The sequence below is a fragment of the Rhizobium sp. C104 genome, assembly GCF_022354505.1.
GTDB classification, from domain to species: domain Bacteria; phylum Pseudomonadota; class Alphaproteobacteria; order Rhizobiales; family Rhizobiaceae; genus Rhizobium; species Rhizobium redzepovicii.
The window spans coordinates 1528393-1550907 of the sequence record NZ_CP092348.1 but is presented as its reverse complement, the minus strand read 5'-3'; the positions used below and the strand labels follow the sequence as shown (position 1 = coordinate 1550907).

The 22515-nt window shown below is 61.8% G+C and carries 20 protein-coding genes and 2 pseudogenes; 14 read left to right on the top strand and 8 right to left on the bottom strand.

Annotated features, from left to right (window positions below; translation table 11 throughout):
- The first annotated feature begins 2 nt into the window (after positions 1-2).
- The 7 genes and pseudogenes from MF410_RS08780 to MF410_RS08750 all read left to right on the top strand — a co-directional run bounded on the left by MF410_RS08780 (position 3) and on the right by MF410_RS08750 (position 5087).
- A complete protein-coding gene (locus MF410_RS08780; protein WP_097625373.1) occupies positions 3-584 on the top strand; it encodes a GNAT family N-acetyltransferase in 582 nt (193 codons plus the stop codon).
- Positions 585-603: 19 nt separating this feature from the next.
- Positions 604-2049, top strand: a complete 1446-nt coding sequence (lpdA, locus tag MF410_RS08775; RefSeq protein ID WP_097625374.1) for a dihydrolipoyl dehydrogenase — start codon at positions 604-606, stop codon at positions 2047-2049.
- 120 nt (positions 2050-2169) lie between these two features.
- Positions 2170-2424 (top strand): GlsB/YeaQ/YmgE family stress response membrane protein, encoded by a 255-nt coding sequence (locus MF410_RS08770; RefSeq protein ID WP_003539329.1) that lies wholly within the window; start codon positions 2170-2172, stop codon positions 2422-2424.
- Between the two features lie 14 nt (positions 2425-2438).
- Positions 2439-2687 carry a GlsB/YeaQ/YmgE family stress response membrane protein gene (locus tag MF410_RS08765; RefSeq protein WP_097625375.1) on the top strand — a complete coding sequence of 83 codons (249 nt, stop codon included), beginning with the start codon at positions 2439-2441 and terminating at the stop codon, positions 2685-2687.
- A 151-nt stretch (positions 2688-2838) separates the two neighbouring features.
- Positions 2839-3810, top strand: a complete 972-nt coding sequence (gene lipA / locus MF410_RS08760; protein ID WP_054183185.1) for a lipoyl synthase — start codon at positions 2839-2841, stop codon at positions 3808-3810.
- 220 nt (positions 3811-4030) lie between these two features.
- Positions 4031-4624, top strand: coding sequence for an AAA family ATPase (locus MF410_RS08755; protein ID WP_097625376.1), 594 nt, complete (start codon positions 4031-4033; stop codon positions 4622-4624).
- Between the two features lie 9 nt (positions 4625-4633).
- Positions 4634-5087, top strand: a pseudogene (locus MF410_RS08750) (type II toxin-antitoxin system RatA family toxin).
- On the opposite strand, the gene MF410_RS08745 reads toward MF410_RS08750, so the two are convergent.
- Positions 5072-5602, bottom strand: coding sequence for a CinA family protein (locus tag MF410_RS08745; RefSeq protein WP_097625377.1), 531 nt, complete (start codon positions 5600-5602; stop codon positions 5072-5074). The pseudogene MF410_RS08750 and the gene MF410_RS08745 overlap by 16 nt on opposite strands.
- A gap of 7 nt (positions 5603-5609) precedes the next feature.
- Positions 5610-6818: pseudogene (locus tag MF410_RS08740) on the bottom strand (bifunctional 2-C-methyl-D-erythritol 4-phosphate cytidylyltransferase/2-C-methyl-D-erythritol 2,4-cyclodiphosphate synthase); the annotation flags it as partial.
- 145 nt (positions 6819-6963) lie between these two features.
- Between MF410_RS08740 and dusB the strand changes: the two are divergent.
- The 4 genes from dusB to MF410_RS08720 all read left to right on the top strand — a co-directional run bounded on the left by dusB (position 6964) and on the right by MF410_RS08720 (position 12108).
- Positions 6964-7980: a tRNA dihydrouridine synthase DusB gene (gene dusB, locus MF410_RS08735; protein ID WP_179867104.1), complete on the top strand. Its 1017-nt coding sequence runs from the start codon at positions 6964-6966 to the stop codon at positions 7978-7980.
- Positions 7977-9131: a nitrogen regulation protein NR(II) gene (locus tag MF410_RS08730; protein WP_097625380.1), complete on the top strand. Its 1155-nt coding sequence runs from the start codon at positions 7977-7979 to the stop codon at positions 9129-9131. Before dusB ends, MF410_RS08730 begins: the two co-directional genes overlap by 4 nt.
- The gene (gene ntrC / locus MF410_RS08725; RefSeq protein WP_097625381.1) at positions 9128-10579 is read left to right on the top strand and encodes a nitrogen regulation protein NR(I); all 1452 of its coding nucleotides are present in this window, start codon (positions 9128-9130) and stop codon (positions 10577-10579) included. Before MF410_RS08730 ends, ntrC begins: the two co-directional genes overlap by 4 nt.
- Before the next feature lie 539 nt (positions 10580-11118).
- Complete coding sequence (locus MF410_RS08720; RefSeq protein ID WP_097625382.1) at positions 11119-12108, top strand: aldo/keto reductase; 990 nt, start codon at positions 11119-11121, stop codon at positions 12106-12108.
- Between the two features lie 125 nt (positions 12109-12233).
- Here MF410_RS08720 and MF410_RS08715 read toward each other — a convergent pair whose 3' ends face one another.
- From MF410_RS08715 to MF410_RS08690, 6 genes are all read right to left on the bottom strand, one after another.
- Complete coding sequence (locus MF410_RS08715; protein ID WP_097625383.1) at positions 12234-13556, bottom strand: D-serine ammonia-lyase; 1323 nt, start codon at positions 13554-13556, stop codon at positions 12234-12236.
- Positions 13557-13590: 34 nt separating this feature from the next.
- On the bottom strand, positions 13591-14349 hold the full coding sequence (locus tag MF410_RS08710) for an amino acid ABC transporter ATP-binding protein (protein WP_097625384.1): 759 nt from the start codon (positions 14347-14349) through the stop codon (positions 13591-13593).
- 25 nt (positions 14350-14374) lie between these two features.
- Positions 14375-15502 carry an amino acid ABC transporter permease gene (locus tag MF410_RS08705; protein ID WP_097625385.1) on the bottom strand — a complete coding sequence of 376 codons (1128 nt, stop codon included), beginning with the start codon at positions 15500-15502 and terminating at the stop codon, positions 14375-14377.
- Complete coding sequence (locus MF410_RS08700) at positions 15499-16713, bottom strand: ABC transporter permease subunit (protein WP_097625386.1); 1215 nt, start codon at positions 16711-16713, stop codon at positions 15499-15501. The genes MF410_RS08705 and MF410_RS08700 overlap by 4 nt, the downstream gene beginning before the upstream one ends.
- Before the next feature lie 57 nt (positions 16714-16770).
- Entirely contained in the window at positions 16771-17805 is a 1035-nt protein-coding gene (locus MF410_RS08695) for a transporter substrate-binding domain-containing protein (protein ID WP_097625387.1), read from the bottom strand.
- A 304-nt stretch (positions 17806-18109) separates the two neighbouring features.
- Complete coding sequence (locus MF410_RS08690; protein WP_097625388.1) at positions 18110-19006, bottom strand: LysR substrate-binding domain-containing protein; 897 nt, start codon at positions 19004-19006, stop codon at positions 18110-18112.
- A 126-nt stretch (positions 19007-19132) separates the two neighbouring features.
- On the opposite strand from MF410_RS08690, the gene glyA reads away from it, so the two are divergent.
- From glyA to purU, 3 genes are all read left to right on the top strand, one after another.
- Entirely contained in the window at positions 19133-20410 is a 1278-nt protein-coding gene (gene glyA, locus MF410_RS08685) for a serine hydroxymethyltransferase (protein WP_097625389.1), read from the top strand.
- A 71-nt stretch (positions 20411-20481) separates the two neighbouring features.
- Positions 20482-21396, top strand: a complete 915-nt coding sequence (folD, locus tag MF410_RS08680) for a bifunctional methylenetetrahydrofolate dehydrogenase/methenyltetrahydrofolate cyclohydrolase FolD (protein WP_239620322.1) — start codon at positions 20482-20484, stop codon at positions 21394-21396.
- A 22-nt stretch (positions 21397-21418) separates the two neighbouring features.
- Positions 21419-22315: a formyltetrahydrofolate deformylase gene (gene purU, locus MF410_RS08675; protein WP_097625391.1), complete on the top strand. Its 897-nt coding sequence runs from the start codon at positions 21419-21421 to the stop codon at positions 22313-22315.
- Positions 22316-22515: the final 200 nt, after the last annotated feature.

The window sequence follows — 22515 nt, the reverse complement described above, 5'->3', positions numbered from 1 at the left end:
CGATGACCGCCTTCATCGCGCTGCGGCAGGCCTCACGGCGGGATGCCTCGGAGCTGGCGATTCTGGCGGATATTGCTTCGCACGGTTTTGCCTCCTGGCTCTGGTGCGCCGATGTGGCGAATGGCGTCAGCGACACGCCGATGGAGCGGGGCAGGCTGAAGATGAGCGAGGAGGACGCTGTCGGCAGCTGGCGGGATTCCGTCATCGCCGAGGCCTATGGCGAAGTCGCAGGTGTGGCGATCGGCCATGCGCTGGAGGACGGCATAGGTGATATCGAGGCGACGATCCCGGCGACCGAGCCGATGCTCGCCTTGCAGAAAACGGTTGTGGGAAGCTGGTTCATCGGCAGTCTCGGCGTCTATCGTCATCTGCGCGGCATCGGCATCGGACGCAGGCTGCTGGAAGATCAGATCGACAGGGCCGATCGCCGCCCCGTCAGCCTGATCACCGCAAGTGATAACGAAGCGGCTTTGTCGCTTTATGGAAGAAACGGATTCCTGGAGGCTGCGCGCGCCGATGCCGTGCCGCTCTTCGAAAACAGCAAGAGCCACGCGTGGGTGCTCATGACCCGCAGCGCAGCGTAAAACAAAGGGCAGGAAACACATGGCTGAATCCTACGACGTCATCATCATCGGCTCCGGTCCCGGCGGCTATGTCGCCGCCATCCGCGCCGCTCAGCTCGGCCTCAAGACCGCGATAGTCGAGCGCGAGCATATGGGCGGCATCTGCCTGAACTGGGGCTGCATCCCCACAAAGGCGCTGCTGCGCTCGGCCGAGGTGCTGGATCACGCCAATCACTTCAAGGATTTCGGCCTCGTCCTCGAAGGCACGGTCAAGCCGGATGCCAAGGCCGTCGTTGGCCGCTCGCGCGCCGTCTCCGCCCGCCTCAACGCCGGCGTCGGCTTCCTGATGAAGAAGAACAAGATCGACATCATCTGGGGCGAGGGAAAGATCACCAAACCAGGCGAGATCGTCGTCGGCAAGTCGTCGAAGCCGGTCGTCGAGCCGCAGCACCCGCTGCCGAAGAATGTCAAGGGCGAGGGCACCTACACCGCCAAGCACATCATCATCGCCACCGGCGCCCGCCCGCGCGCGCTGCCCGGCATCGAGCCCGACGGCAAGCTGATCTGGACCTATTTCGAGGCGCTGAAGCCGGATGCGCTGCCGAAGTCGCTGATCGTCATGGGCTCGGGCGCGATCGGCATCGAATTCGCCAGCTTCTACCGCTCGATGGGCGTCGACGTGACGGTTGTCGAAGTCATGCCGACCATCATGCCGGTCGAAGATGCCGAGATCACCGCCATCGCCCGCAAGCAGCTTGAAAAGCGCGGCCTGAAGATCTTCACCAGCGCCAAGGTCACGAAGGTCGAGAAGGGTGCCGGCAGCATCACCGCCCATGTCGAGACTGCGGATGGCAAGGTGCAGCAGATTACCGCCGACCGGATGATCTCCGCCGTCGGCGTTCAGGGCAACATCGAAAATCTCGGATTGGAAGCGCTCGGCATCAAGACCGACCGCGGCTGTGTCGTCGCCGACGGTTACGGCAAGACCAATGTCGCCGGCATCTATGCGATCGGCGACGTTGCCGGCCCGCCGATGCTGGCGCACAAGGCCGAGCATGAGGGTGTCGTCTGCGTCGAAAGGATCGCCGGCCTGCCGAACGTTCATCCGACCGATAAGGGTAAGGTTCCCGGCTGCACCTATTGCAATCCGCAGGTCGCTTCCGTCGGGCTCACCGAAGCGAAAGCCAAGGAACTCGGCCGCGACATTCGCGTTGGTCGCTTCTCCTTCGCGGCAAACGGCAAGGCGATCGCGCTCGGTGAAGACCAGGGCATGGTGAAGGTGATCTTCGACAAGAAGACCGGCGAACTGCTCGGCGCCCACATGGTCGGCGCCGAAGTCACCGAGCTCATCCAGGGCTTCGTCGTTGCGATGAACCTGGAGACGACCGAGGAAGAATTGATGCACACCATCTTCCCGCATCCCACAGTCTCCGAAACGATGAAGGAAGCGGTGCTCGATGCCTATGGCCGCGTGCTGAACGCTTGATAATTTCCAGGGCTGCCCTCTATCCCAGGGCGGCAAGCCGTCCCGCAGAGGCGGCGAAGCCATCCTACGGGATGGCCTAGGCCATCCATCGGGGGCTGGAAAAAACGAAAGGAAATCATCATGTCTATGGAGACGCAGGCGTTGTTGGTGTTTTTGCTGATCGGCCTGGTTGCAGGCTTCCTAGCAAGTCTGGTCGTCGGTGGCGGCGGCTTGATCAGATGCCTGCTGAGCGGAATCATCGGCGCCTTCGTCGGCGGTTATCTGTTCAGCGCGCTCGGCATTTCGCTGGGCATTGAAAACGCGCTGGTCGTGCAGATCATCCACGCCACCGTCGGCGCCATCATCGTGGTGCTGATCGCCAGGGCGGTCGCTTAAGGGTAAGGGCAGGCATGGAAGGCGTGGGCTGGATTTCGGCAATCATCATCGGCGGGCTTGCGGGTTGGCTTGCCGGCAAGCTGATGGAGGCGCGGTATGGGATTTTCCTGAACATTGTGCTCGGCATCGTCGGCTCGGTCGTCGCCACTGCCATCCTCGCTGAGTTCCATGTCCAGCTTGCCGGCGGACGGCTCGGTTATTTCGTGACCGGTTTCCTCGGCGCCTGCCTGCTGATATTCCTTGCGCGGCTGGTGCGGCGCTAAAGTATGTCGCGCAAAAGTGTGCAGCGGTTTTGCGGCAACGACGTGCGGAAAAACAAAGAGCTAAAGCGCGAGGAGCGAATCTGAAAGATCGCGATGCGCTTTAGATCCAAGAGATGATGCCGCTTAGGGGCGGCGGAAAGCTGATACTGCAATGGTGACCATTCTCGATACGATCAATCCTGACGCCAAGCGCGTGCGCCATCCCGAGAAGGCGCATCGGCCCGATACCGAGGTCATGCGCAAGCCGGACTGGATCCGCGTCAAGGCGCCGACCTCCAAGGGCTATGCCGAAACGCGCGCGATCGTGAAGGAGCACAAGCTCGTCACCGTCTGCGAGGAGGCCGGCTGCCCGAATATCGGCGAGTGCTGGGACAAGAAGCACGCGACGTTCATGATCATGGGCGAGATCTGTACGCGCGCCTGCGCCTTCTGCAATGTCGCCACCGGCAAGCCGAACGCGCTCGATATGGCCGAGCCGGAGAACGTCGCCAAGGCGGTCAAGGAAATGGGCCTATCCCACGTCGTCATCACCTCGGTCGACCGCGACGACCTGGAGGACGGCGGCGCCGAACACTTCGAAAAGGTGATCTGGGCGATCCGCGCCGCTTCGCCGGCAACGACGATCGAGATCCTGACGCCGGACTTCCTGAAGAAGCCGGGTGCCTTGGAGCGGGTCGTCGCCGCCAAACCCGACGTCTTCAACCACAATATGGAAACGGTCGCCGGCAATTATCTGACGGTTCGCCCCGGCGCCCGCTACTTCCACTCCATCCGTCTCTTGCAGCGGGTGAAGGAACTCGATCCCACGATGTTCACCAAATCGGGCATCATGGTCGGCCTTGGCGAGGAGCGCAACGAGGTGCTGCAACTGATGGATGACCTGCGCACCGCCGACGTCGATTTCCTGACGATTGGCCAGTACCTGCAGCCGACCCGCAAGCATCACAAGGTCGAAAGCTTCGTCACGCCGGACGAGTTCAAGTCCTACGAGACGGTCGCCTACAGCAAGGGCTTCCTGATGGTTGCCTCCAGTCCGCTGACCCGCTCCTCCCACCACGCCGGCGATGATTTCGCAAGGCTGAGAGCGGCGCGCGAAAAGAAGCTGCTGATGGCAGCTGAGTAAGGGTTCGCGCTCCGCGACATGAGAATATCCTCGCCCTCGCGATCGCCGCATGCCCCTCATCCGCCTGCCGGCACCTTCTCCCGTAAACGGGGCGAAGGGGATATGCCGCACCCGCCTCCTCAACTTTAACGCTGCGTTTGGCACGTCCCCTCTACCCGTTTACGGGGAGAGGGTTAGGGTGAGGGGCAGCCTTTGGCGCGGACGGACCGAGGACGACACGATGGACCAGAGAGCAGAGCTGCCGCCGCATCAGACGATCACCGACATCGAACAGGCTGCGGAGCATATCCGTAGAGCCGGACGCATCCTCGTCGTGGGCTGCTCGGGTGGTGGAAAATCAACTATTTCGCTGAAGATCGCCAAGCGCTTCGGGCTGCCGTATATTTCGCTCGATCGCGACGTTTTCTGGCTTCCCGGCTGGGTGGTGCGCGAAAGGGCAGAGCAGAGAAATATCATCGCCAGCCGCATCCTCGAAGAACGCTGGATTATGGATGGCAGCAATCCGTCCTCGTTGGACATTCGGATGCCGCGGACCGATTTCGTCCTCTGGGTCCGAATGCCGCGACTTCTCTGTATCTGGGGCGCAATCAGCCGATGGGCGAAATGGATCGGTCGCAACCGCCCGGAAATGGCACCGGGCTGTCCCGAGAAGATCGATTTGGAATTCCTGCGCTTCATCTGGACATTCGAGGAGAAAATCGCACCGCGCATCACCGCCGGCATTGCTGAACATGGCCCTGAAGTACCCGTGCTCCAGCTAAAATCCCGCCGTCAGATGCGTGAGCTTCTTGATCTTCTCGCCCGGCCCGCTTAATTGCCGCCTATGCCGCAATTCGAAACCCATCGTCCCGTCCCGCACACGCCCGATCAGATGTTTGACCTCGTTGCCGATGTCGAGCGCTATCCGGAATTCCTGCCGCTCTGTGAAGCGCTCGCCATCAGGAGCCGCAAAGAGCGCGATGGCAAGATCCTGCTCGTTGCCGATATGACGGTGGGATACAAGGCGATCCGCGAAACCTTCACGACGCAGGTGTTGCTGAACCGCGCCGAGCACGTCATCGAGGTCAAATATATCGACGGCCCGTTCAGATACCTCGACAATCGCTGGCATTTCGCCGAGACGCCGACCGGCGGCTGCACCGTCGATTTCTTCATCGACTACGAGTTCAAGAGCCGCATTCTCGGGGCATTGATGGGCTCGATGTTCGACCGCGCCTTCCGCATGTTCACGGAAGCCTTCGAGACTCAGGGCGAGCAGGATCTACGCGCCGGCCTGACGCGGCGATTGCCGGCGTCCGTCAAGGAGGGAGCGCACCATCTCCAGCGCCGTTCCGACCGTTGCCAGCCGAACCTCGCTGCGGCCGATATCGCCATAGAGCATTTTCCGATGGACGAGCGCGCCGGCGCGCGATTGGGCGGCGAGATGCACGAGGCCGACCGGTTTTTCCGCCGATCCGCCGCCGGGGCCGGCAATGCCGGTGACGGCGACGGCGATCGCCGCGCGCGAGCGGAAGAGGGCGCCATGCACCATTTGCCGCGCCGTTTCCTCGGAGACCGCCCCGAAGCGCAAAAGCGTTGCCTCCTGCACGCCAAGCAGCTCCATCTTTGCGGTATTGGTATAGGTGACGAAGCCGCGGTCGACGACGGCGGATGAACCCGATATCTCGGTCAGCGCGCCTGATATCAGCCCGCCGGTGCACGATTCGGCGGTCGAGATCATCAGTCCCGCGGCCGTGAAGTCCCGGATAATCGTCTGCGCCGCCGACAGAATTTCCTCGGGAAAAAGGCTCATCGATTCCCCCGCGATAGACGACGGTCGCCGTGGCGATCGCCGCGATGCCTTCGCGCCGGCCGACGAAGCCGATCGTCTCGTTGGTCGTCGCCTTAACCGAGCAGCGCTCGATATCGATGCGGAGATACTCCGACAGTCTCATCCGCATGGTCTCGCGATGCGGGCCGACCTTCGGCGCCTCGGCGATCAGCGAGACATCGGCATTCATGATCGTGCCGCCGCGCTCGCGCACGATCCGGGCGGCATGTTCGATGAAGATGCGCGACGCCGCCCCTTTCCATTGCGGGTCGGAGGGTGGGAAATGATCGCCGATATCGCCGGCGCCGCAGGTGGCGAGCAGCGCGTCCGTCAGCGCATGCAGCGCGACGTCGGCATCCGAGTGGCCTTTGAGCTTCTGGTCGTGCGGGATAAACACGCCGCAGAGTGTGACGCCATCACCCGCTACGAGTTGGTGCACGTCGTAGCCATTGCCGGTGCGCACATCAGGAAGCAGCGACGTCGACAGTTTGTCGTCGGCCATGGCGATATCCTTCTTCACCGTGAGTTTGACGTTATCGGCCGCGCCCTCGACGATCGTCACCGGAATGCCCGCCCATTCCGCGATCGAGGCATCGTCGGTGAAATCGCTGCGCCCGCTCGCCGCCGCCTTTTCATGCGCGTCGAGGATCGTTTCGAAGGCGAAGGATTGCGGCGTCTGCGCGGCGTAGAGGTGGTCGCGCGACACCGTCGTCAGCACGGTGCCGGCACTGTCGGCACGTTTCAGCGTGTCTGTGACCGGGATCGCCGGCAGCACTGCCTGCGCGCCGTCGCCAAGGTTCTCGGCGATGCGGTCGAGAAGCGCATGGTCGAAGAACGGCCGCACCGCGTCATGGATCAGCACATGGCTGATTTGCTTGCTCTTGAGGTATCTCAGCCCGGCCAGCACGGATTGCTGCCGGGTCGCGCCGCCATGCACGGTTTCGATCGGGGTTGCCGAGACGATGTGGCGCAACGCCTTTGCAAACAGTGCCTCGTCATCAGGATGAATAACGACGACGATCTCGGTCGTCGGCCCCCACGTCATGAAGTTTTCAAGCGTATGAGCGATAACCGGCTTGCCGCCGATCAGGCGATACTGCTTGGGGCCTTCCTCGGAGGAGCCTGCACGCTCGCCGCGGCCGGCGGCGACGATGACAATTCCAGCCGATATCGGTTGCTTAGAAGGCATTTGCAGCATAAATCCCCTAAATTATGCGGAATTGACCCGAGTGCTCTAACGTCTTGTTTTGGCCTTTTCCAGCATCTGCCCGAAAAATATCGATTTCGATCTTAGCCCCCTTGGCAAGCCGGGGAACAATGGCTAAAAATCATGCAGTTCTATAGTGTGCCCGAAAGATAATCATTTGATTTCCAAGGACCTCGCAGCGCCTTTCCGAATCGGATCCGTATCCGTGCGGAACCGCGTCGTTCTGGCGCCGATGTCCGGCGTCACGGACATGCCCTTCCGCGAACTCGCCTGGCGCTTCGGCGCCGGCCTCGTCGTGACCGAAATGGTGGCGAGCCGCGAACTGGTCAACGACACGGCCGAATCCTGGTCGCGGCTCAAAGCCGCAGGCTTCCGGCCGCATATGGTGCAGCTTGCCGGCCGCGAGGCGCATTGGATGGCGGAGGCGGCGAAGATCGCTGCCGATCATGGCGCCGATATCATCGACATCAATATGGGCTGCCCGGCAAAGAAGGTGATCGGCGGTTACTCCGGCTCGGCGTTGATGCGCGATCCCGATCACGCGCTCGGCCTCATCGAGGCGACGGTCAAGGCCGTCGATATTCCCGTGACGCTGAAGATGCGCCTCGGCTGGGACGAGAGCTCCATCAACGCGCCCGAGATTGCGCGCCGCGCCGAGGCGGCCGGCATACAGCTCGTGACCATTCATGGGCGCACCCGCATGCAATTCTATGAAGGCCGCGCCGATTGGGATGCGATCCGTCCCGTCCGTGAAGAAATCTCCATTCCGCTGATCGCCAATGGCGATGTCGAAACGGCCGAGGACGCGCAGGAAATATTGCGCCGCTCCGGCGCCGATGCCGTCATGATCGGCAGGGGCTGCCAAGGCAGGCCGTGGCATGCCGGTGTGCTTGCCGGTGCAGCGGAGCCTCCGCCACACGAGATCGCCGATATCGCCGTCGAACATTACACGATGATGCTGGATTTCTACGGAGAGGCGGTGGCGATCCGCCACGCCCGCAAGCATCTCGGCTGGTATCTCGACCGTTTCGCCGCTGATCTCGCCGGCGGCGACAAGGCTGTGATCATGACCTCGCGCGATCCGCGCGAGGTGGCCGCGCGCCTTTACGAGGCATTGGCATCGGGTGTTGTCGACAGCCGGGAGGCGGCATGACGAAGGATACGACTTCTCCGCCCGATCAGGCCGGCGGGACCGTCGCCATGGCCGTGCTCAACGCCATCCAGAACCCCGTCGTCATGGTCGACGAATCCGGCTTCGTCGTTTTCGCCAATTGGGAGGCGGAGGCCTTCTTCGGCGCCAGCGCCTCGCATCTGGCGCGTTACCGCATCTCGACCTTCATTCCCTTCGGCAGCCCGCTGCTCGCCCTGATCGACCAGGTGCGGGAGCGCAAGGCCCCGGTCAACGAATATCGCGTCGACCTGAGTTCGCCGCGTCTCGGCCAGGACAAGCTTGTCGACCTCTACGTCGCCCCGGTGCTCAGCGAACCCGGCGCCGTCGTCATCGTCTTTCAGGAACGCTCGATGGCCGACAAGATCGACCGGCAGCTGACGCATCGCGCCGCCGCCCGTTCGGTGACCGGCCTCGCTTCGATGCTGGCGCACGAAATTAAGAACCCGCTCTCCGGCATCCGCGGTGCCGCCCAGCTTCTCGAACAGTCTGCAATCGACGACGACCGGGCGCTGACCCGGCTGATCTGCGATGAAACCGACCGCATCGTCTCGCTGGTCGACCGCATGGAAGTCTTTTCCGACGAGCGTCCGGTCGACCGCATGCCGGTCAATATCCATTCCGTGCTCGATCACGTGAAGGCCGTCGCCAAGGCGGGTTTTGCCCGCAACATCCGCGTGACCGAGAGTTACGACCCGTCGCTGCCGGCCGTCTATGCCAATCGGGATCAGCTCGTGCAGGTCTTCCTCAATCTGGTGAAAAATGCTGCCGAAGCGGTCGGTGACCGGCCGGACGGCGAAATCATGCTGACGACCGCCTATCGCCCGGGCATCCGCCTTTCGGTCGCCGGCACGCGCGAAAAGATCTCGCTGCCGCTGGAGTTCTGCGTCCACGATAACGGTCCTGGCGTTCCCGCCGATCTGCTGCCGCATCTTTTCGATCCGTTCATCACCACCAAGACTAACGGCAGCGGCCTCGGCCTGGCGTTGGTCGCCAAGATCATCGGCGATCACGGCGGCATCATCGAATGCGACAGCCAGAATAGCCGCACGACATTCCGCGTCCTTATGCCGGCGTCGAAGGACGCCTCGCTCGAAGACGCCTCTTCCGCAAGCTCGACAGGACCTTCTCGATGACAGCTACGATCCTCGTTGCAGATGATGATGCGGCCATCCGCACCGTGCTCAACCAGGCTTTGAGCCGCGCCGGCTATGACGTTCGCATCACCTCCAACGCCGCTACCCTCTGGCGCTGGATTTCGGCGGGTGAGGGCGATCTCGTCGTTACCGACGTGGTGATGCCCGACGAAAATGCCTTCGATCTGCTGCCGCGTATCAAAAAGGCGCGTCCCGATCTGCCCGTCCTCGTCATGAGCGCGCAGAACACCTTCATGACCGCCATCAAGGCCTCGGAGAAGGGTGCCTACGACTATCTGCCGAAACCCTTCGATCTCACCGAGCTGATCGGCATTATCGGCCGGGCGCTCGCCGAGCCGAAGCGCAAGCCCGCCAAGCTCGAAGAGGACATGCAGGATGGCATGCCGCTCGTCGGCCGCTCGGCGGCGATGCAGGAAATCTACCGCGTGCTCGCCCGGCTGATGCAGACCGACCTGACGCTGATGATCACCGGCGAATCCGGCACCGGCAAGGAGCTCGTCGCCCGCGCCCTGCATGATTACGGCAAGCGCCGCAACGGCCCCTTCGTCGCGATCAACATGGCGGCAATCCCGCGCGACCTGATCGAATCCGAACTCTTCGGCCACGAGAAGGGCGCCTTCACCGGCGCGCAGACCCGATCGACCGGCCGCTTCGAGCAGGCCGAAGGCGGCACGCTGTTCCTCGACGAAATCGGCGACATGCCGATGGACGCCCAGACCCGGCTCCTGCGCGTGCTGCAGCAGGGCGAATACACCACCGTCGGCGGCCGTACGCCAATCCGCACCGACGTGCGCATCGTCGCCGCCACCAACAAAGATTTGAAACAGGCGATCAACCAAGGCCTCTTCCGCGAGGATCTCTATTATCGCCTCAACGTCGTGCCGCTGCGCCTGCCGCCGCTGCGCGACCGCGCCGAGGACATTCCCGATCTCGTGCGCCATTTCATCCAGCAGGCGGAGAAGGAGGGACTCGGCTCCAAGCGCTTCGATCAGGAAGCGCTGGAACTGATGAAGGCCTATGCCTGGCCGGGCAATGTCCGCGAGCTGGAAAACCTCATCCGCCGCCTGATGGCGCTCTATCCTCAGGATGTCATCACCCGCGAGATCATCGACGCGGAACTTCGCTCCGACGTGCCCGACAGCCCGATCGACAAGGGTCCGATGCGCAGCGGCTCGATGACGATTGCCCAGGCCGTCGAGGAGAATATGCGCACCTATTTCTCGGGCTTCGGCGAAAACCTGCCGCCGCCCGGCCTCTACGACCGCGTGCTGACGGAAATGGAATATCCGCTGATCCTCGCTGCGCTGACGGCAACGCGCGGCAACCAGATCAAGGCGGCCGATCTTCTCGGCCTCAACCGCAACACGCTGCGCAAGAAAATCAGGGAGCTTGGTGTCTCGGTCTATAGAAGCTCGCGCACCGCCTGAATGAAAACTGGCTGAATGAAAAGAGGGCGGCGGGCCCTCATGTTGCCCACCGCCCACTTCCTCCCGGCGTCCGCCGCCACGGTCGGGAAGAGAATTGAATCTCAGCTGAGCCGGGTCGCGGTTTATATCCGGGCGGACAAACAAAAGCGCAGTGTCATTCAACGGTCACAGAGCATTTGCGACGTGCGGATTGCCGCCCGGCGAATGTCATTGAAGTTGCTGTGGTCGTAGCCGCCGTGCCTGTGGATAGGCTGTGGATAACAGGTGGATGACCCGGGCGATCGGCGGGCGATAACGTCCGCAACTCCACTTGCATGTTGCCAATCCGTTCCGAATCTCGTCATCTGCCTCAGCTGCTGTCGACCTCCGCCGCAAACGTCGTCGATTGCATGCAACGGGCGCTCCGGCTGATGTCGTCGAGCGCCCTTTTGCTTTCCGCTCCTCGCATATCGACGTTCATGCCATAGATTACGCGAGTCGGTCGTCGATCGATCGCGCAATGCCGGCGAGCGGCCGGCACGTTTTTCAGGAGCTGCATGATGGAATATCGTCGTCTGGGAAAGTCGGGTCTGCAAGTGAGCGAGTTCTCCTTCGGCTCATGGGTGACATTCGGCAAGCAGGTCAATGGTGGCGACGCCGTCGACCTGATGAAGCTTGCCTATGACAATGGGGTGAACTTCTTCGACAATGCCGAAGGATACGAAAGCGGCAAGTCCGAGATCGTCATGGGCGAGGCGCTGAAATCGCTTGGCTGGAGCCGCGACAGCTTCGTCGTCTCCAGCAAGGTGTTCTGGGGAGGCCAGAAGCCGACGCAGCGCGGCCTTTCGCGCAAGCACGTGACCGATGCCTGCCATGCCGCGTTGAAGAGACTTCAGGTCGATTACCTCGACCTCTATTTCTGCCATCGCCCGGATATCGACACGCCGGTCGAGGAAACGGTCCGGGCGATGCACGATCTTGTCGCCCAGGGCAAGGTGCTCTATTGGGGCACCTCGGAATGGTCGGCGCAGCAACTGACGGAAGCCTATGCCGTGGCCCGCGATCTGCGCATCACGCCGCCGACCATGGAGCAGCCGCAGTACAATATCTTCGAACGCCACAAGGTCGAATCCGATTATCTGCCGCTCTACGACCTCATCGGCCTCGGCACCACGATCTGGTCTCCGCTCGCCTCAGGCGTCCTGACCGGCAAATACAATAACGGTGTGCCGGCCGACAGCCGTATGAACCTGCCGGGCTACGAATGGCTGAAAGAGAAGTGGTCCAGCGATGCCGGCCGCGCCCAGCTCAAACAGGTTGGCGAACTCGCCAAGCTTGCCGACGAGATCGGCCTGTCGATCACCCATCTCGCCCTGCTGTGGTGCCTCGCCAACCGCAACGTCTCCACCGTCATTCTCGGCGCCTCGCGCGCCAGCCAGCTGCAGGACAATCTTGCGGCCCTGTCCCACAGGCAGAAGATGACGCCTGAGGTACTGGACCGGATCGATGGGATCGTCGGAAACAAACCGGAAGCCCCGCGTCGATTCTAGAACCTGTCGCGCGAGACTTTGCGCTAACGACCTGCATGAAAATAGAGACCTAAAGGCTGCGGCATCAGGTCGACAGGCGCGGATCGTTCCCGACCCGCGCCTGTGGCACCATTCGGCATGCGGGACTACGCGAGGGCTTCCGCCTGACGGAGAAAGTTCTGGAACTGCTCCTCCGGGACGAACGAGCCGCCTGTCGTCCAGAGCACGTGCGTCGCTCGCGACATCTTCTCCGCAACGCCCTGTTCAGCCTGGAAACGCCGGCCTTCGCTGTGGCGCAAGAGGAAGTCGGGCCCGAGCAAGGCGGCGGCGGCCGAAGGCTCCAGCTTCTGCCTTTGGGTGATCCACGCCATGCGAAGCAGTTTGAACAGATCATTGTCGGCGGTCGTGTAGACGCCGGCGAGCATCTCTCGCATCACTTTGGCCACGAAGGCCGACATACGGGCGACGGCCATGCCGTCGGCTTCGGTCTTGTTGGTCAGGCCGACGTCATAGACCGACACCAGCTCCTGCGAACCCGACATCATGTGGACGAGGGCGCAGGGCGACTGCACCGGCTCGACGAAGAAGGCGTGCACATTGTCGCCGAAGATCGCCTTGGCGCCGAAGGCGACGCCCCCCGGTGCGCCGCCGATGCCGGAGGGCAAGTAGAGGAAAAGCGGATTTTCCTCGTCGATCGTGATCCCGCGCTCGTCGAGCTGCGTTGCCAGCTCTGACGCCGCCGCGCTGTAGCCGAGGAACAGGTGCCGAGACTGCTCGTCGTCGACGAAATAGATCGTTGGGTCGGTGTCGGCGATGTCGCGGGCGTTTTCGACGGCGGTCGTATAGTCAGCCTCGTGCTGGATGACATCGACGCCGAGCTTCCGCAGGCGCTCGACCTTCCAGGCCTTGGCGTCGGACGACATGTGGACCGTGGCTTTGAAGCCAAGCGCGCGCGCGGCGATGCCGACGCTCAAGCCGAGATTGCCGGTGCTGCCCACCGCCACGGTATGGCCTGAAAATAACGAGCGGGCCTCTTCCGTTGCCAGCTTCCGGATATCCTCGCCGGCGCCGAGCAGTCCCTTCTGACGGGCGAGGCCTTCTGCAAAGAGGAAAACCTCGTAGACGCCGCCGCGCGCCTTGATGGAGCCGGCAACCGGCAGGTGGCTGTCGGCCTTGATGAAGACGTTGCCGAACTCTCTCGTTCGGTAGCCGAGCGCCTCGCGGAGTTTCTTGAGTTCCACCAGTTCGGAGCGGATCTCGCCGCCCGTATCCTTCAGTTCCGGAAAGCATTCGGCAAGAACCGGCGCCAAGCGCTGCCAGTTCTGGCGCGCGCTCTGCACGTCGGCCGGTGAAACCGGCAGGTCCGAGGTGTCGATCGCCTGTTTCCGATAGGATGGATTGAGCCAGAGGGTGGGGCGGCCTGCGAGAACATCATCGCGAGCAGGATCACTGGGGAGTATCGTGTTCATGGACATTTCCATTCGTGAGCCGGGCTGCGGTTGGTCAGTGTCTCAGGACGCGGGCGAGGAAAGAGCGAGCCCGGTCGTTTTTCGGATTTTCGAAGAACTCGTCCGGCTTCCCGACCTCGATGATCGAGCCTTGGTCGATGTAAACGACGCGGTCGGCGACCTCTCTGGCGAAACCCATTTCGTGCGTCACCACCATCATGGTCATGCCTTCGGCGGCCAGTTCCCGCATGACGTCGAGGACTTCGCCGACCATTTCCGGATCGAGCGCGCTGGTGGGCTCGTCGAACAGCATCAAATGCGGCTCCATGGCGAGCGAGCGGGCGATGGCCACGCGTTGCTGCTGACCGCCGGACAACTGGCCCGGATATTTGTGCGCATGCGCCTTGAGGCCGACGCGGTCGAGGAGCTTCATGGCGGTCGCTTCGGCTTCTTCCCGCGACTTTTTGCGGACCCGCATCGGCGCGATGGCGATATTGTCCAGCACCGTCTTGTGCGGGAACAGGCCGAATTGCTGGAATACCATGCCGACGCCCTTACGGATCGCCGCGAGTTCGCGTTCTCCGCCGAGCTTCCGGTCGGCCTCGACCGGCATGTCATAGCCGTCCACGACGAGGCTGCCGGTCTGGTACATTTCGAGGCCGTTGACGCAGCGGATGAGGGTCGACTTTCCTGAGCCACTGGCCCCGAGGATGACCATGACTTCACCGCGTGTGACGGCGAGATCGATGTCCTTGAGCACATGGTGGGCGCCGTAGAACTTGTTCATGCTTTTCATTTCGACGATGGCGTTCATCGTGATGTCTCCGTGTTGGAACAGCTCAGCGCGCACTCGTTGCCATATGGTCTTCGAGCTTTCTGGCGGCATAGGTGATCATCGAGCCGACCAGGAAATAGGTGACGAGCAGGAACGAGAGGACTTCGAAAGTCCGGTCGCCATATTGCGGGTTCGCCAGGATCATCTGCCCCGCGCGGAGAAAATCCGTCAGCCCGATGATGAAGACGAGCGGCGCGGAGTTGAAGATGTCGAGCACGTTGCCGACCAGCGGCGCCACCACGACCCGGAGCGCCTGTGGCAGAACGATCGAGCGGTTGATGTCGAATTCGCTGATGCCGAGAGACCTTGCCGCCTCGGTCTGGGCGCGCGGAACCGCCTGAAGCCCGCTTCGGACATATTCGGCGACATAGGCGGAGTAGAAGATCGTGAAGCCGATCATGCCGCGCGCGACGTCGGCCAGTCCCAACTGCGGTGCAAGGACCGGCATGAGAATCCAGATCCAGTAAACGACGAGGATGAGCGGCACCGAGCGCATGACTTCGATGTACCAGGTGCAGATGATCCTGAGACTTGAGTGCCGGCTCTGCCGTCCGAACGCGAGCAGGATGCCGATCGGCAGAGACAGGACCGACGTCACCAGCGTCAGCAGGACGCTGAGAAGAAGTCCGCCCCAGAGCTCCACGCCCGGAGGGGCCATGACCGCAACGACGACGATGAAGCCCGTAAACGCCGCAGCAGGCATCGCCTTCCTGGACAATGGCACATACGACGTCAGCACCCATCCCAGCGAGGTTGCGGCAACGATGCCTGCCGCGGACAGGGCGTTCTGCGGATCGCCATGATCGACGATCAAAATCAACAAGGGAACGAGAGCGAGAACCAGCCCATGGTGAGGCTTGAACGAAAACACGCAGCCGAGACCGGCGCCGAGGGTCGCTGCCATGATCGCCGACGCCGTCCATGCGCGCCACGCCTGATCGGCTGGAAAAACGCCGATCATCAGCACCCGCAGGCTCTGCACGATGATATCCCACCTTGCCGTGGTGAGCGCCCAGTCAAGGATCGAACAGGCAATCCAGAGAACGCCCGGAATGACCAGCAGCGACAGGGCGACGTCGAAAGGCTTTCCAAACAGGTTGTGGCGGGTCCATTTTATTGAGGTGGCGATCATTGCGACACTCCCATGGGGTTAAGACGGCGGTTCGCCCAGTACACCGACGAACTGATGATCCAGCTGAGGACCAGGTAGGACGCCATGACGATGATGATGCCTTCAAGGCTGTGGCCGGTCTGATTGGCGATCGTCCCGTAAATGTTGAACAGATCCGGAAATCCGACCGCGATCCCGAGCGCGGTGTTTTTGGTCAGGCTGATATACTGATTGCCGAAGGAGGGGAGAACGACGCGGAACACTTGCGGAAGGATGATGTCGTTGACGGTGTCGCGCCGGCTGAGCCCCAGCGATCCGGCGGCTTCCCATTGGGCCTTCGGAAGAGCGTCGATCGCGCCGCGGACGGTTTCGGCGATGAAGGAAGCGCTGCTCACGACGACGGCAACGAGAAGGGCTGCCATCTCCGGGCTGATGCTCGTTCCCCCGCTGGCCTTGAACTTGTTGGCGACGGGGAAATTCACGATCATCCCGCCGGTCGCGACCAGCAGCCCGAGGCAGACGACCGCCGCGCCGACGCATATCCGCCGCGCTCCACGGATGGGGTCGAATATTGCGCCGAGCGCCGACACTCCTGTGGCGGTGACCAGGATCAGCGAAAGGGTGGATGCGCCGCCGGTCCAGGACAGCGTGGGGAGGTATATGCCTTGCTGGCTGACGATAAGGCCACCGTAGAGCTTTGCTGCAGACGCCATTGGCGGAAAGTGCAGTACGACCGCGAAATACCAGAAGACAAGCTGTATGAGCAGCGGCGTGTTGCGAACGAATTCGACGATCCAGAAACAGAGATTTCTCACCACCCAGTTGGTCGACAGACGGCCGACGCCGAGCATCGTTCCGAGGATCGTGCTGAGGATGATCGCCAGCAGTGCGATCTTGGCGGTGTTGAAAATGCCTGTGACGAAAGCCGACGCGATCGACATCTCCGAAGAGAACTGGGCGAGGTTGGGGACGAAGCCTTCAACAGACGTCAGCGTTAATCCTTCGCTAATATCGAAGCCGGCGGTGTTAGCAAGAAACGAGAAGCTGAACCGTATGCCCTTCTCGGCAAGCCCCGCCTTGACCGCATATGCCAGGATGCCGAGCAGCACGACGACCAGAGCGACGATTCCCAGCTGGATCGCTTCGTGCCGGATGCGATTGCGCAGGCGCAGCGACCTCAGCCTATCGTTGTCTGGCATGCCGTGGATCGCACTCGTTTCGTGGATTGTCATGTTCAGGCTCCAAGTGCTTGGGGGGCGGAACGACATGGTTCCGACCCCCGGCCGGCGTCAGTTCCAGAGCGGCGAGTAGATTGCGCCACCCTGCGTCCACAAGGCGTTCGGCGTGCCCCTGCGGTCGAGATACATCTTGGTCTTCGGACCGAGGTTGCGATCATAGGCCTCGCCGTAGTTGCCGACGGCCTTGATCGCCTGAGCCATGAAGTCGTCGGAGAGGCCGAAGTCCTTGCCGTAGCCGCCGCCATTGCTGCCGAGGAACTTCTGAATGAAGGGATCCTCGCTCTTCAGCTTTTCGGCCAGATTGGCCTGGGTGATCTCGGACTCCTCGGCCTGGAAGAGGCCGTACTCGATCCAGCGCAGCGCATTGCGCCACTTGGAGTCGTTGGCAGCCACGAAGCCGCCGAACGGAGACTTGTCCAGCGTATCCGGGAGGATCAGATAGTCGGCTGGCTTCGGTGCATTCCCCGCCCAGGCGGCAAGAGCTGATTTGTCGGTGCTCATCGCATTGCAACGACCCGAGTTGAGCGCGGAGAAAAGCTTCTCGAGGTTTTCATAGGTCAGGACCTTGGAGTCCTTCCAACCACGCGCCTTGAAGACAGCAGCCAGAACCGTCTCGGTGGCCGATCCCTGGGTGGTGCAGATTGTTGCACCATCGAGGTCTGCGAATTCCTTGATCCCGGCATCAGTTTTCACCATGAGGCCGGTACCGTCGTAGAAGTTGATCGGCAGAAAATCGATCGCGATTGACGATTCACGCGCCGGTTTGATCGTGGTGTGGGCGAAGACGACATCGACCTGGCCGGTGAGAACTGCGTCAAAGCGGCTCTTGTCGGTCACCGTGATGAACTTGACCTTGGCGGCGTCGCCGAGAACGCCGGCGGCAACCGCCTTGCAGAAGTCGACATCGAGCCCTTCCATCTGTCCGGTCGTGGTATTGAGATACCCGAAGCCGGGAGCGGTGTTATCGGTGCCGCAGTTGAGCACACCGCGCTGCTTGACCGTGTCGAGAACGGAAGCGGAAGCATTGGCCGCCGTGAACGCAACGCCTGCGAAAACGCCGGCAGTCAGGATTTTGAGTAGTTTCATCGAAGTTCCCCTTTCGGATCGCATAGTGACGGTGACGCCAAATCAATGAGCAATGGCTCGATCGAAAGTCCGGTAAGACGCTGGAGGCGTTATCGCCTTTCTGAATACGTCGTTCCCATTATTGGCCAAGGTCTGCGTGCGATCCTCGCTCCCAGTCCCATCAATTGGCAGATGGACAGTAGGAGCGGGGTCTCTTCAAATCTACTTAATTCTCCTGAGGTGATACATTAGGAAATCTGTTGGTTTTGCCCCGATGCCCCCGTGAGGTTTATCGGGGTGGTGCTCGGTGCGCCGGCACCCGGCGTCAGGAGAGGGGCGGCTTCTCGGCCATCCGGTCGAGGAACGCCTGAAGGGCCGGACTGCGCTTTTCCTCTGTCCGGAAGGCGATAAATATCCTCCGGCGGATTTCCGGAACGAGCCTGCAGACCCAGACGTCTTCGAGATCGTAGCTGGCGCGCAGGCCAGGCAGGATCGAGATGCCGTAATTCTGCCGGATTAGCGCGATGGTCACTTCGAAACCTTTGCATCTCGCTACGATGTTGGGCTTGAAGCCCTCTTCCTGACAGGCTTCCACCAGCATCCTCGTATAGGTGTCGGACGCGGTGTCGATCGCCCACCGCTCATCCCGAAGCTCATGCAGGCCGACGGTCGGCCGCTCCGACAGCCTGTGATCCCTCGAGACCATGACGTTGAAGACGTCCTCCATCAGGAAGATCGTCTCGATGTTGGGATCGAGCGCGCCGGTCGGTATGTTCAAGTCATCGATAATCGCGACGTCAGTCTGCCAGCTGCGCAGCGCGGCAACGCTTTCGCCCGGCTCCATTTCTTCGAACTGGACGGTGAGGTGAGGGTGCCGTTCGGCGAGATCGTAGACGACCTTCGGAATGAGGGCGGCGGCCACGGAAGGAAACGCCGCCACCCGAAGTTCGCCGGAAACGACGCTTTTCAATTCAGCGATGTCTGCTTTCGCCGATTCGATTTCGATGAGGATCTTCTCTGCCCGCAGCACCAGCTGCTGGCCGGCGGGCGTCATGACAACGCCCCGGCCGCGTCGCTCGACGAGCCGTATGCCGACCTCTTCTTCAAGAAGCGCAATTTGTTGCGACACGGCCGACGGCGAGACGTGCAAGGCTTCTGCCACCGCGGCCATGGTCTTGCGGATCGACAGTTCGCGCAGCGCCCGCAGACGTCCGACATCCATTTCGACCTCCTCGCAGCTCCGAAATCATTAGCATGTCTGAACGTATAAGCAAATATTATTAACTTTTTCTGGTGTTTCGATCGATCTAGGGTCCGCCTCACGAATTCGAGGAATTGGAGAACTCAGATGACCAACGCTGCAAGGGTGCATTTCAACACCACCGTCCAGGAGGCTGATCCACTCGTCGCCGATGCCCTCGCGTCCGAGCGGGCCCGCCAGCAGAACCAGATTGAGCTCATCGCTTCGGAGAATATCGTCAGCCGTGCGGTTCTGGACGCCTTGGGGCACGAGATCACCAATAAGACGCTCGAAGGCTATCCGGGCAACCGTTTTCACGGTGGCGGGCAGTTCGTCGACATTGCCGAACAGGCCGCGATCGACCGCGCCAAGCAGCTGTTCAATTGCGGCTACGCCAACGTCCAGCCGCATTCGGGGACGCAGGCCAACCTTGCCGTCTTCTTCCTGCTGCTGAAGCCAGGCGAAAAGGTGCTATCGCTGGACCTTGCGGCCGGTGGCCACCTGTCGCACGGCATGAAGGCGAACCTGTCGGGCCGCTGGTTCGACGCCAACAATTACAGCGTCAACCCGCAGAACGAGGTCATCGACCTCGATGAGATGGAGCGCATCGCCGAAGAGATCCGCCCGAAGCTGCTGATCACCGGTGGTTCGGCATATCCGCGCGAACTCGACTTCGAGCGCATGTCGAAGATCGCAAAGAAGGTCGGCGCCCACTTCCTGGTGGATATGGCCCATATCGCCGGCCTTGTTGCAGGCGGCGTCCATCCTTCGCCGTTCCCGCATGCCGACATCGTGACCTGCACCACGACCAAGACGCTGCGCGGTCCGCGTGGCGGCCTGATCCTCACGAACAACGAGGAATGGTACAAGAAGCTGCAAGCGGCAGTGTTTCCCGGCGTCCAGGGCTCGCTGCACAGCAACGTCCTGGCCGCCAAGGCGATCTGCCTGGGCGAAGCCCTCCGCGACGATTTCAAGGTCTATGCCCGCCAGGTCGTGGCGAACGCGAAAGTCCTCGCCGAAACGCTTGCCGATCGTGGTATTCGCATCGTTTCCGGCGGCACCGACACCCACATCATCCTGCTCGATCTGTCGAGCAAGGGACTGCTTGGAAAACAGGCCGAGACGCTGCTCGCCAAGGCGAACATCACATCCAACAAGAACCCGATCCCCGGCGACAGTCCCCGTCCTCCGGAGTGGGTGGGCATGCGCCTTGGCTCGTCCGCTGCGACGACGCGCGGCCTGAAGGAGGAGGAATTCCGGGTCCTCGGCCATGTCATCGCGGATCTCATCGACGCCGAAACAGAGGGCAGGACCGACGAGATCGTCGGAACCGCCCGGGCGAAGATCGCGGAATTAACCGAGAAGTTCCCGGTCTACGGCCACTAGGCAACGTACCCACGATGCGGAAATGCCCCGCCCACATCGCTAGGCGCGGCATTTTGCCGGTTGGAGCTTGGATGCAATGGAGCACACCATGGGAATGGACAGAATTCACACGCGCCGCAAACATCGACGGCAAAGCGTACGCAGCAGGGCTCCTCGAGCGCATCAAGACCGATGTCGAAACGCTCAAGGCAACGACTGGAACCGTTCCCGGTCTGGCCGTCGTTCTGGTGGGGCACGACCCGGCAAGCGCAATCTACGTGAGTTCAAAGCGCCGTCAGACCGTTGCCGCCGGGATGCGGTCCTTCGAATATCGGCTTGCTCAGGAAACCACGCAGGGCGAACTTCTTGACCTCGTGCATCACCTTAACAACGATGCAGAAGTACATGGAATTCTTGTTCAGTTGCCGCTGCCGGCGCATTTGGATCCGAACTCCGTGATCCAGGCCATCAATCCCGACAAGGATGTCGACGGCTTCCATGTATCGAATGCCGGCCGCCTTGCCACCGGCAACCCGGCTTTGATTCCCTGTACGCCGCTCGGCTGCATGATGCTCATTAAGGATACGCTCGGCGAGAGCCTCTCCGGCCTTCATGCCGTCATCGTCGGCAAGTCCAACATCGTCGGAAAGCCGATGGCGCAGATGCTGATGAATGCCCACTGTACCGTCACGGTCGTTCACTCGCAGACAAGGAACGCGGCGGAGCTCTGCCGGACAGCCGACATTCTTGTCGTCGCGGCAGGTCGGGCAGGCTTGGTTCGTGGTGACTGGATCAAACCCGGCGCCGTCGTGATCGACGTCGGCATCAATCGGATCCAGGACGGCGAAAAATCACGGATCGTCGGCGACGTGGCATATGGCGAAGCCGGCCACGCGCGCGCCATCACGCCGGTGCCGGGCGGCGTCGGCCCGATGACGATCGCATGCCTGCTGTCCAACACGCTCGCCGCATTCCGCCGTCATCACGCGATGATTGCCGCGGCCTGAGACGACGAACAAGGAAATAGACATGACCATCACGGCCCCTCGCTACGCTCTGCGTGTCGCATGCCCGTCGATCCGCGGCGTGACAGCCGCCATCGCCGGCTATCTCTCCCAGAACGGCTGCAACATCTCCGACAGCGCGCAATTCGACGACGCCGACACCGGACGCTATTTCATGCGGATCAGTTTCCAGCCGCATGACGGACATACACTTGACCAGCTTCGTCAGGGCTTCGAACCGATCGCCGGGAAGTTCGAGGCGAGCGCCGAATTTTTCGATGAGAGCGAGAAGAAGAAGGTGATCCTGATGGTGAGCCGCTTCGGCCACTGCCTGAACGATCTCCTCTACCGCTGGCGCATCGGGGCGCTTCCGATCGACATCGTCGGCGTGATCTCCAACCACACGGATTACCAGCGGGTCGTCGTGAACCACGACATCCCGTTTCACTGCATCAAGGTGACTAGGGAAAACAAGCCCGAGGCCGAGGCGAAGCAGATGCAGATCGTCGAGGAGTCAGGCGCCGAACTCATCGTGCTGGCCCGCTACATGCAGGTCCTGTCCGACGACATGTGCCGCAAGATGTCCGGCAGGATCATCAACATCCACCACTCCTTCTTGCCGAGTTTCAAGGGCGCCAATCCTTATAAGCAGGCATTCGAACGGGGCGTGAAGCTCATCGGCGCGACGTCGCACTACGTCACCGCAGACCTCGATGAAGGCCCGATCATCGAGCAGGACATCGTCCGCGTCACCCATGCGCAGAGCGGCGAGGACTATGTCAGCCTCGGCCGCGACGTCGAAAGCCAGGTGCTGGCCCGGGCCATCCACGCCCACATCCATGGCCGGGTGTTCATCAACGGCAACCAGACCGTCGTCTTTCCTGCTTCACCCGGCTCCTACGCGTCGGAGCGCATGGGCTGACCGCGGCATGCTCAGGTCAGCAGGAGCGGGATCACCCATCGAACTTCCATTCTCGTGAGTGACGGACCACGTTCATCCGCGGCTTGACAATGTGACGGAGTGCGTTGCATTTTCGCCACAATGCGTTGCTTAAAGGTCACGCAGGGTTTTGGACATTCGCTCCCGATCGAGTCGTTCCAGCGCTGGCTTTCTTGAGCCGG

Bases quoted from the DNA above. Each gene is read 5' to 3' on its own strand.
- MF410_RS08780 (WP_097625373.1), top strand. From the start codon at position 3: ATGACCGCCTTCATCGCGCTGCGGCAGGCCTCACGGCGGGATGCCTCG.
- lpdA (WP_097625374.1), top strand. From the start codon at position 604: ATGGCTGAATCCTACGACGTCATCATCATCGGCTCCGGTCCCGGCGGC.
- MF410_RS08770 (WP_003539329.1), top strand. From the start codon at position 2,170: ATGTCTATGGAGACGCAGGCGTTGTTGGTGTTTTTGCTGATCGGCCTG.
- MF410_RS08765 (WP_097625375.1), top strand. From the start codon at position 2,439: ATGGAAGGCGTGGGCTGGATTTCGGCAATCATCATCGGCGGGCTTGCG.
- lipA (WP_054183185.1), top strand. From the start codon at position 2,839: ATGGTGACCATTCTCGATACGATCAATCCTGACGCCAAGCGCGTGCGC.
- MF410_RS08755 (WP_097625376.1), top strand. From the start codon at position 4,031: ATGGACCAGAGAGCAGAGCTGCCGCCGCATCAGACGATCACCGACATC.
- MF410_RS08745 (WP_097625377.1), bottom strand. From the start codon at position 5,602: ATGAGCCTTTTTCCCGAGGAAATTCTGTCGGCGGCGCAGACGATTATC.
- MF410_RS08730 (WP_097625380.1), top strand. From the start codon at position 7,977: ATGACGAAGGATACGACTTCTCCGCCCGATCAGGCCGGCGGGACCGTC.
- ntrC (WP_097625381.1), top strand. From the start codon at position 9,128: ATGACAGCTACGATCCTCGTTGCAGATGATGATGCGGCCATCCGCACC.
- MF410_RS08720 (WP_097625382.1), top strand. From the start codon at position 11,119: ATGGAATATCGTCGTCTGGGAAAGTCGGGTCTGCAAGTGAGCGAGTTC.
- MF410_RS08715 (WP_097625383.1), bottom strand. From the start codon at position 13,556: ATGAACACGATACTCCCCAGTGATCCTGCTCGCGATGATGTTCTCGCA.
- MF410_RS08710 (WP_097625384.1), bottom strand. From the start codon at position 14,349: ATGAACGCCATCGTCGAAATGAAAAGCATGAACAAGTTCTACGGCGCC.
- MF410_RS08705 (WP_097625385.1), bottom strand. From the start codon at position 15,502: ATGATCGCCACCTCAATAAAATGGACCCGCCACAACCTGTTTGGAAAG.
- MF410_RS08700 (WP_097625386.1), bottom strand. From the start codon at position 16,713: ATGACAATCCACGAAACGAGTGCGATCCACGGCATGCCAGACAACGAT.
- MF410_RS08695 (WP_097625387.1), bottom strand. From the start codon at position 17,805: ATGAAACTACTCAAAATCCTGACTGCCGGCGTTTTCGCAGGCGTTGCG.
- MF410_RS08690 (WP_097625388.1), bottom strand. From the start codon at position 19,006: ATGGATGTCGGACGTCTGCGGGCGCTGCGCGAACTGTCGATCCGCAAG.
- glyA (WP_097625389.1), top strand. From the start codon at position 19,133: ATGACCAACGCTGCAAGGGTGCATTTCAACACCACCGTCCAGGAGGCT.
- folD (WP_239620322.1), top strand. From the start codon at position 20,482: ATGCAATGGAGCACACCATGGGAATGGACAGAATTCACACGCGCCGCA.
- purU (WP_097625391.1), top strand. From the start codon at position 21,419: ATGACCATCACGGCCCCTCGCTACGCTCTGCGTGTCGCATGCCCGTCG.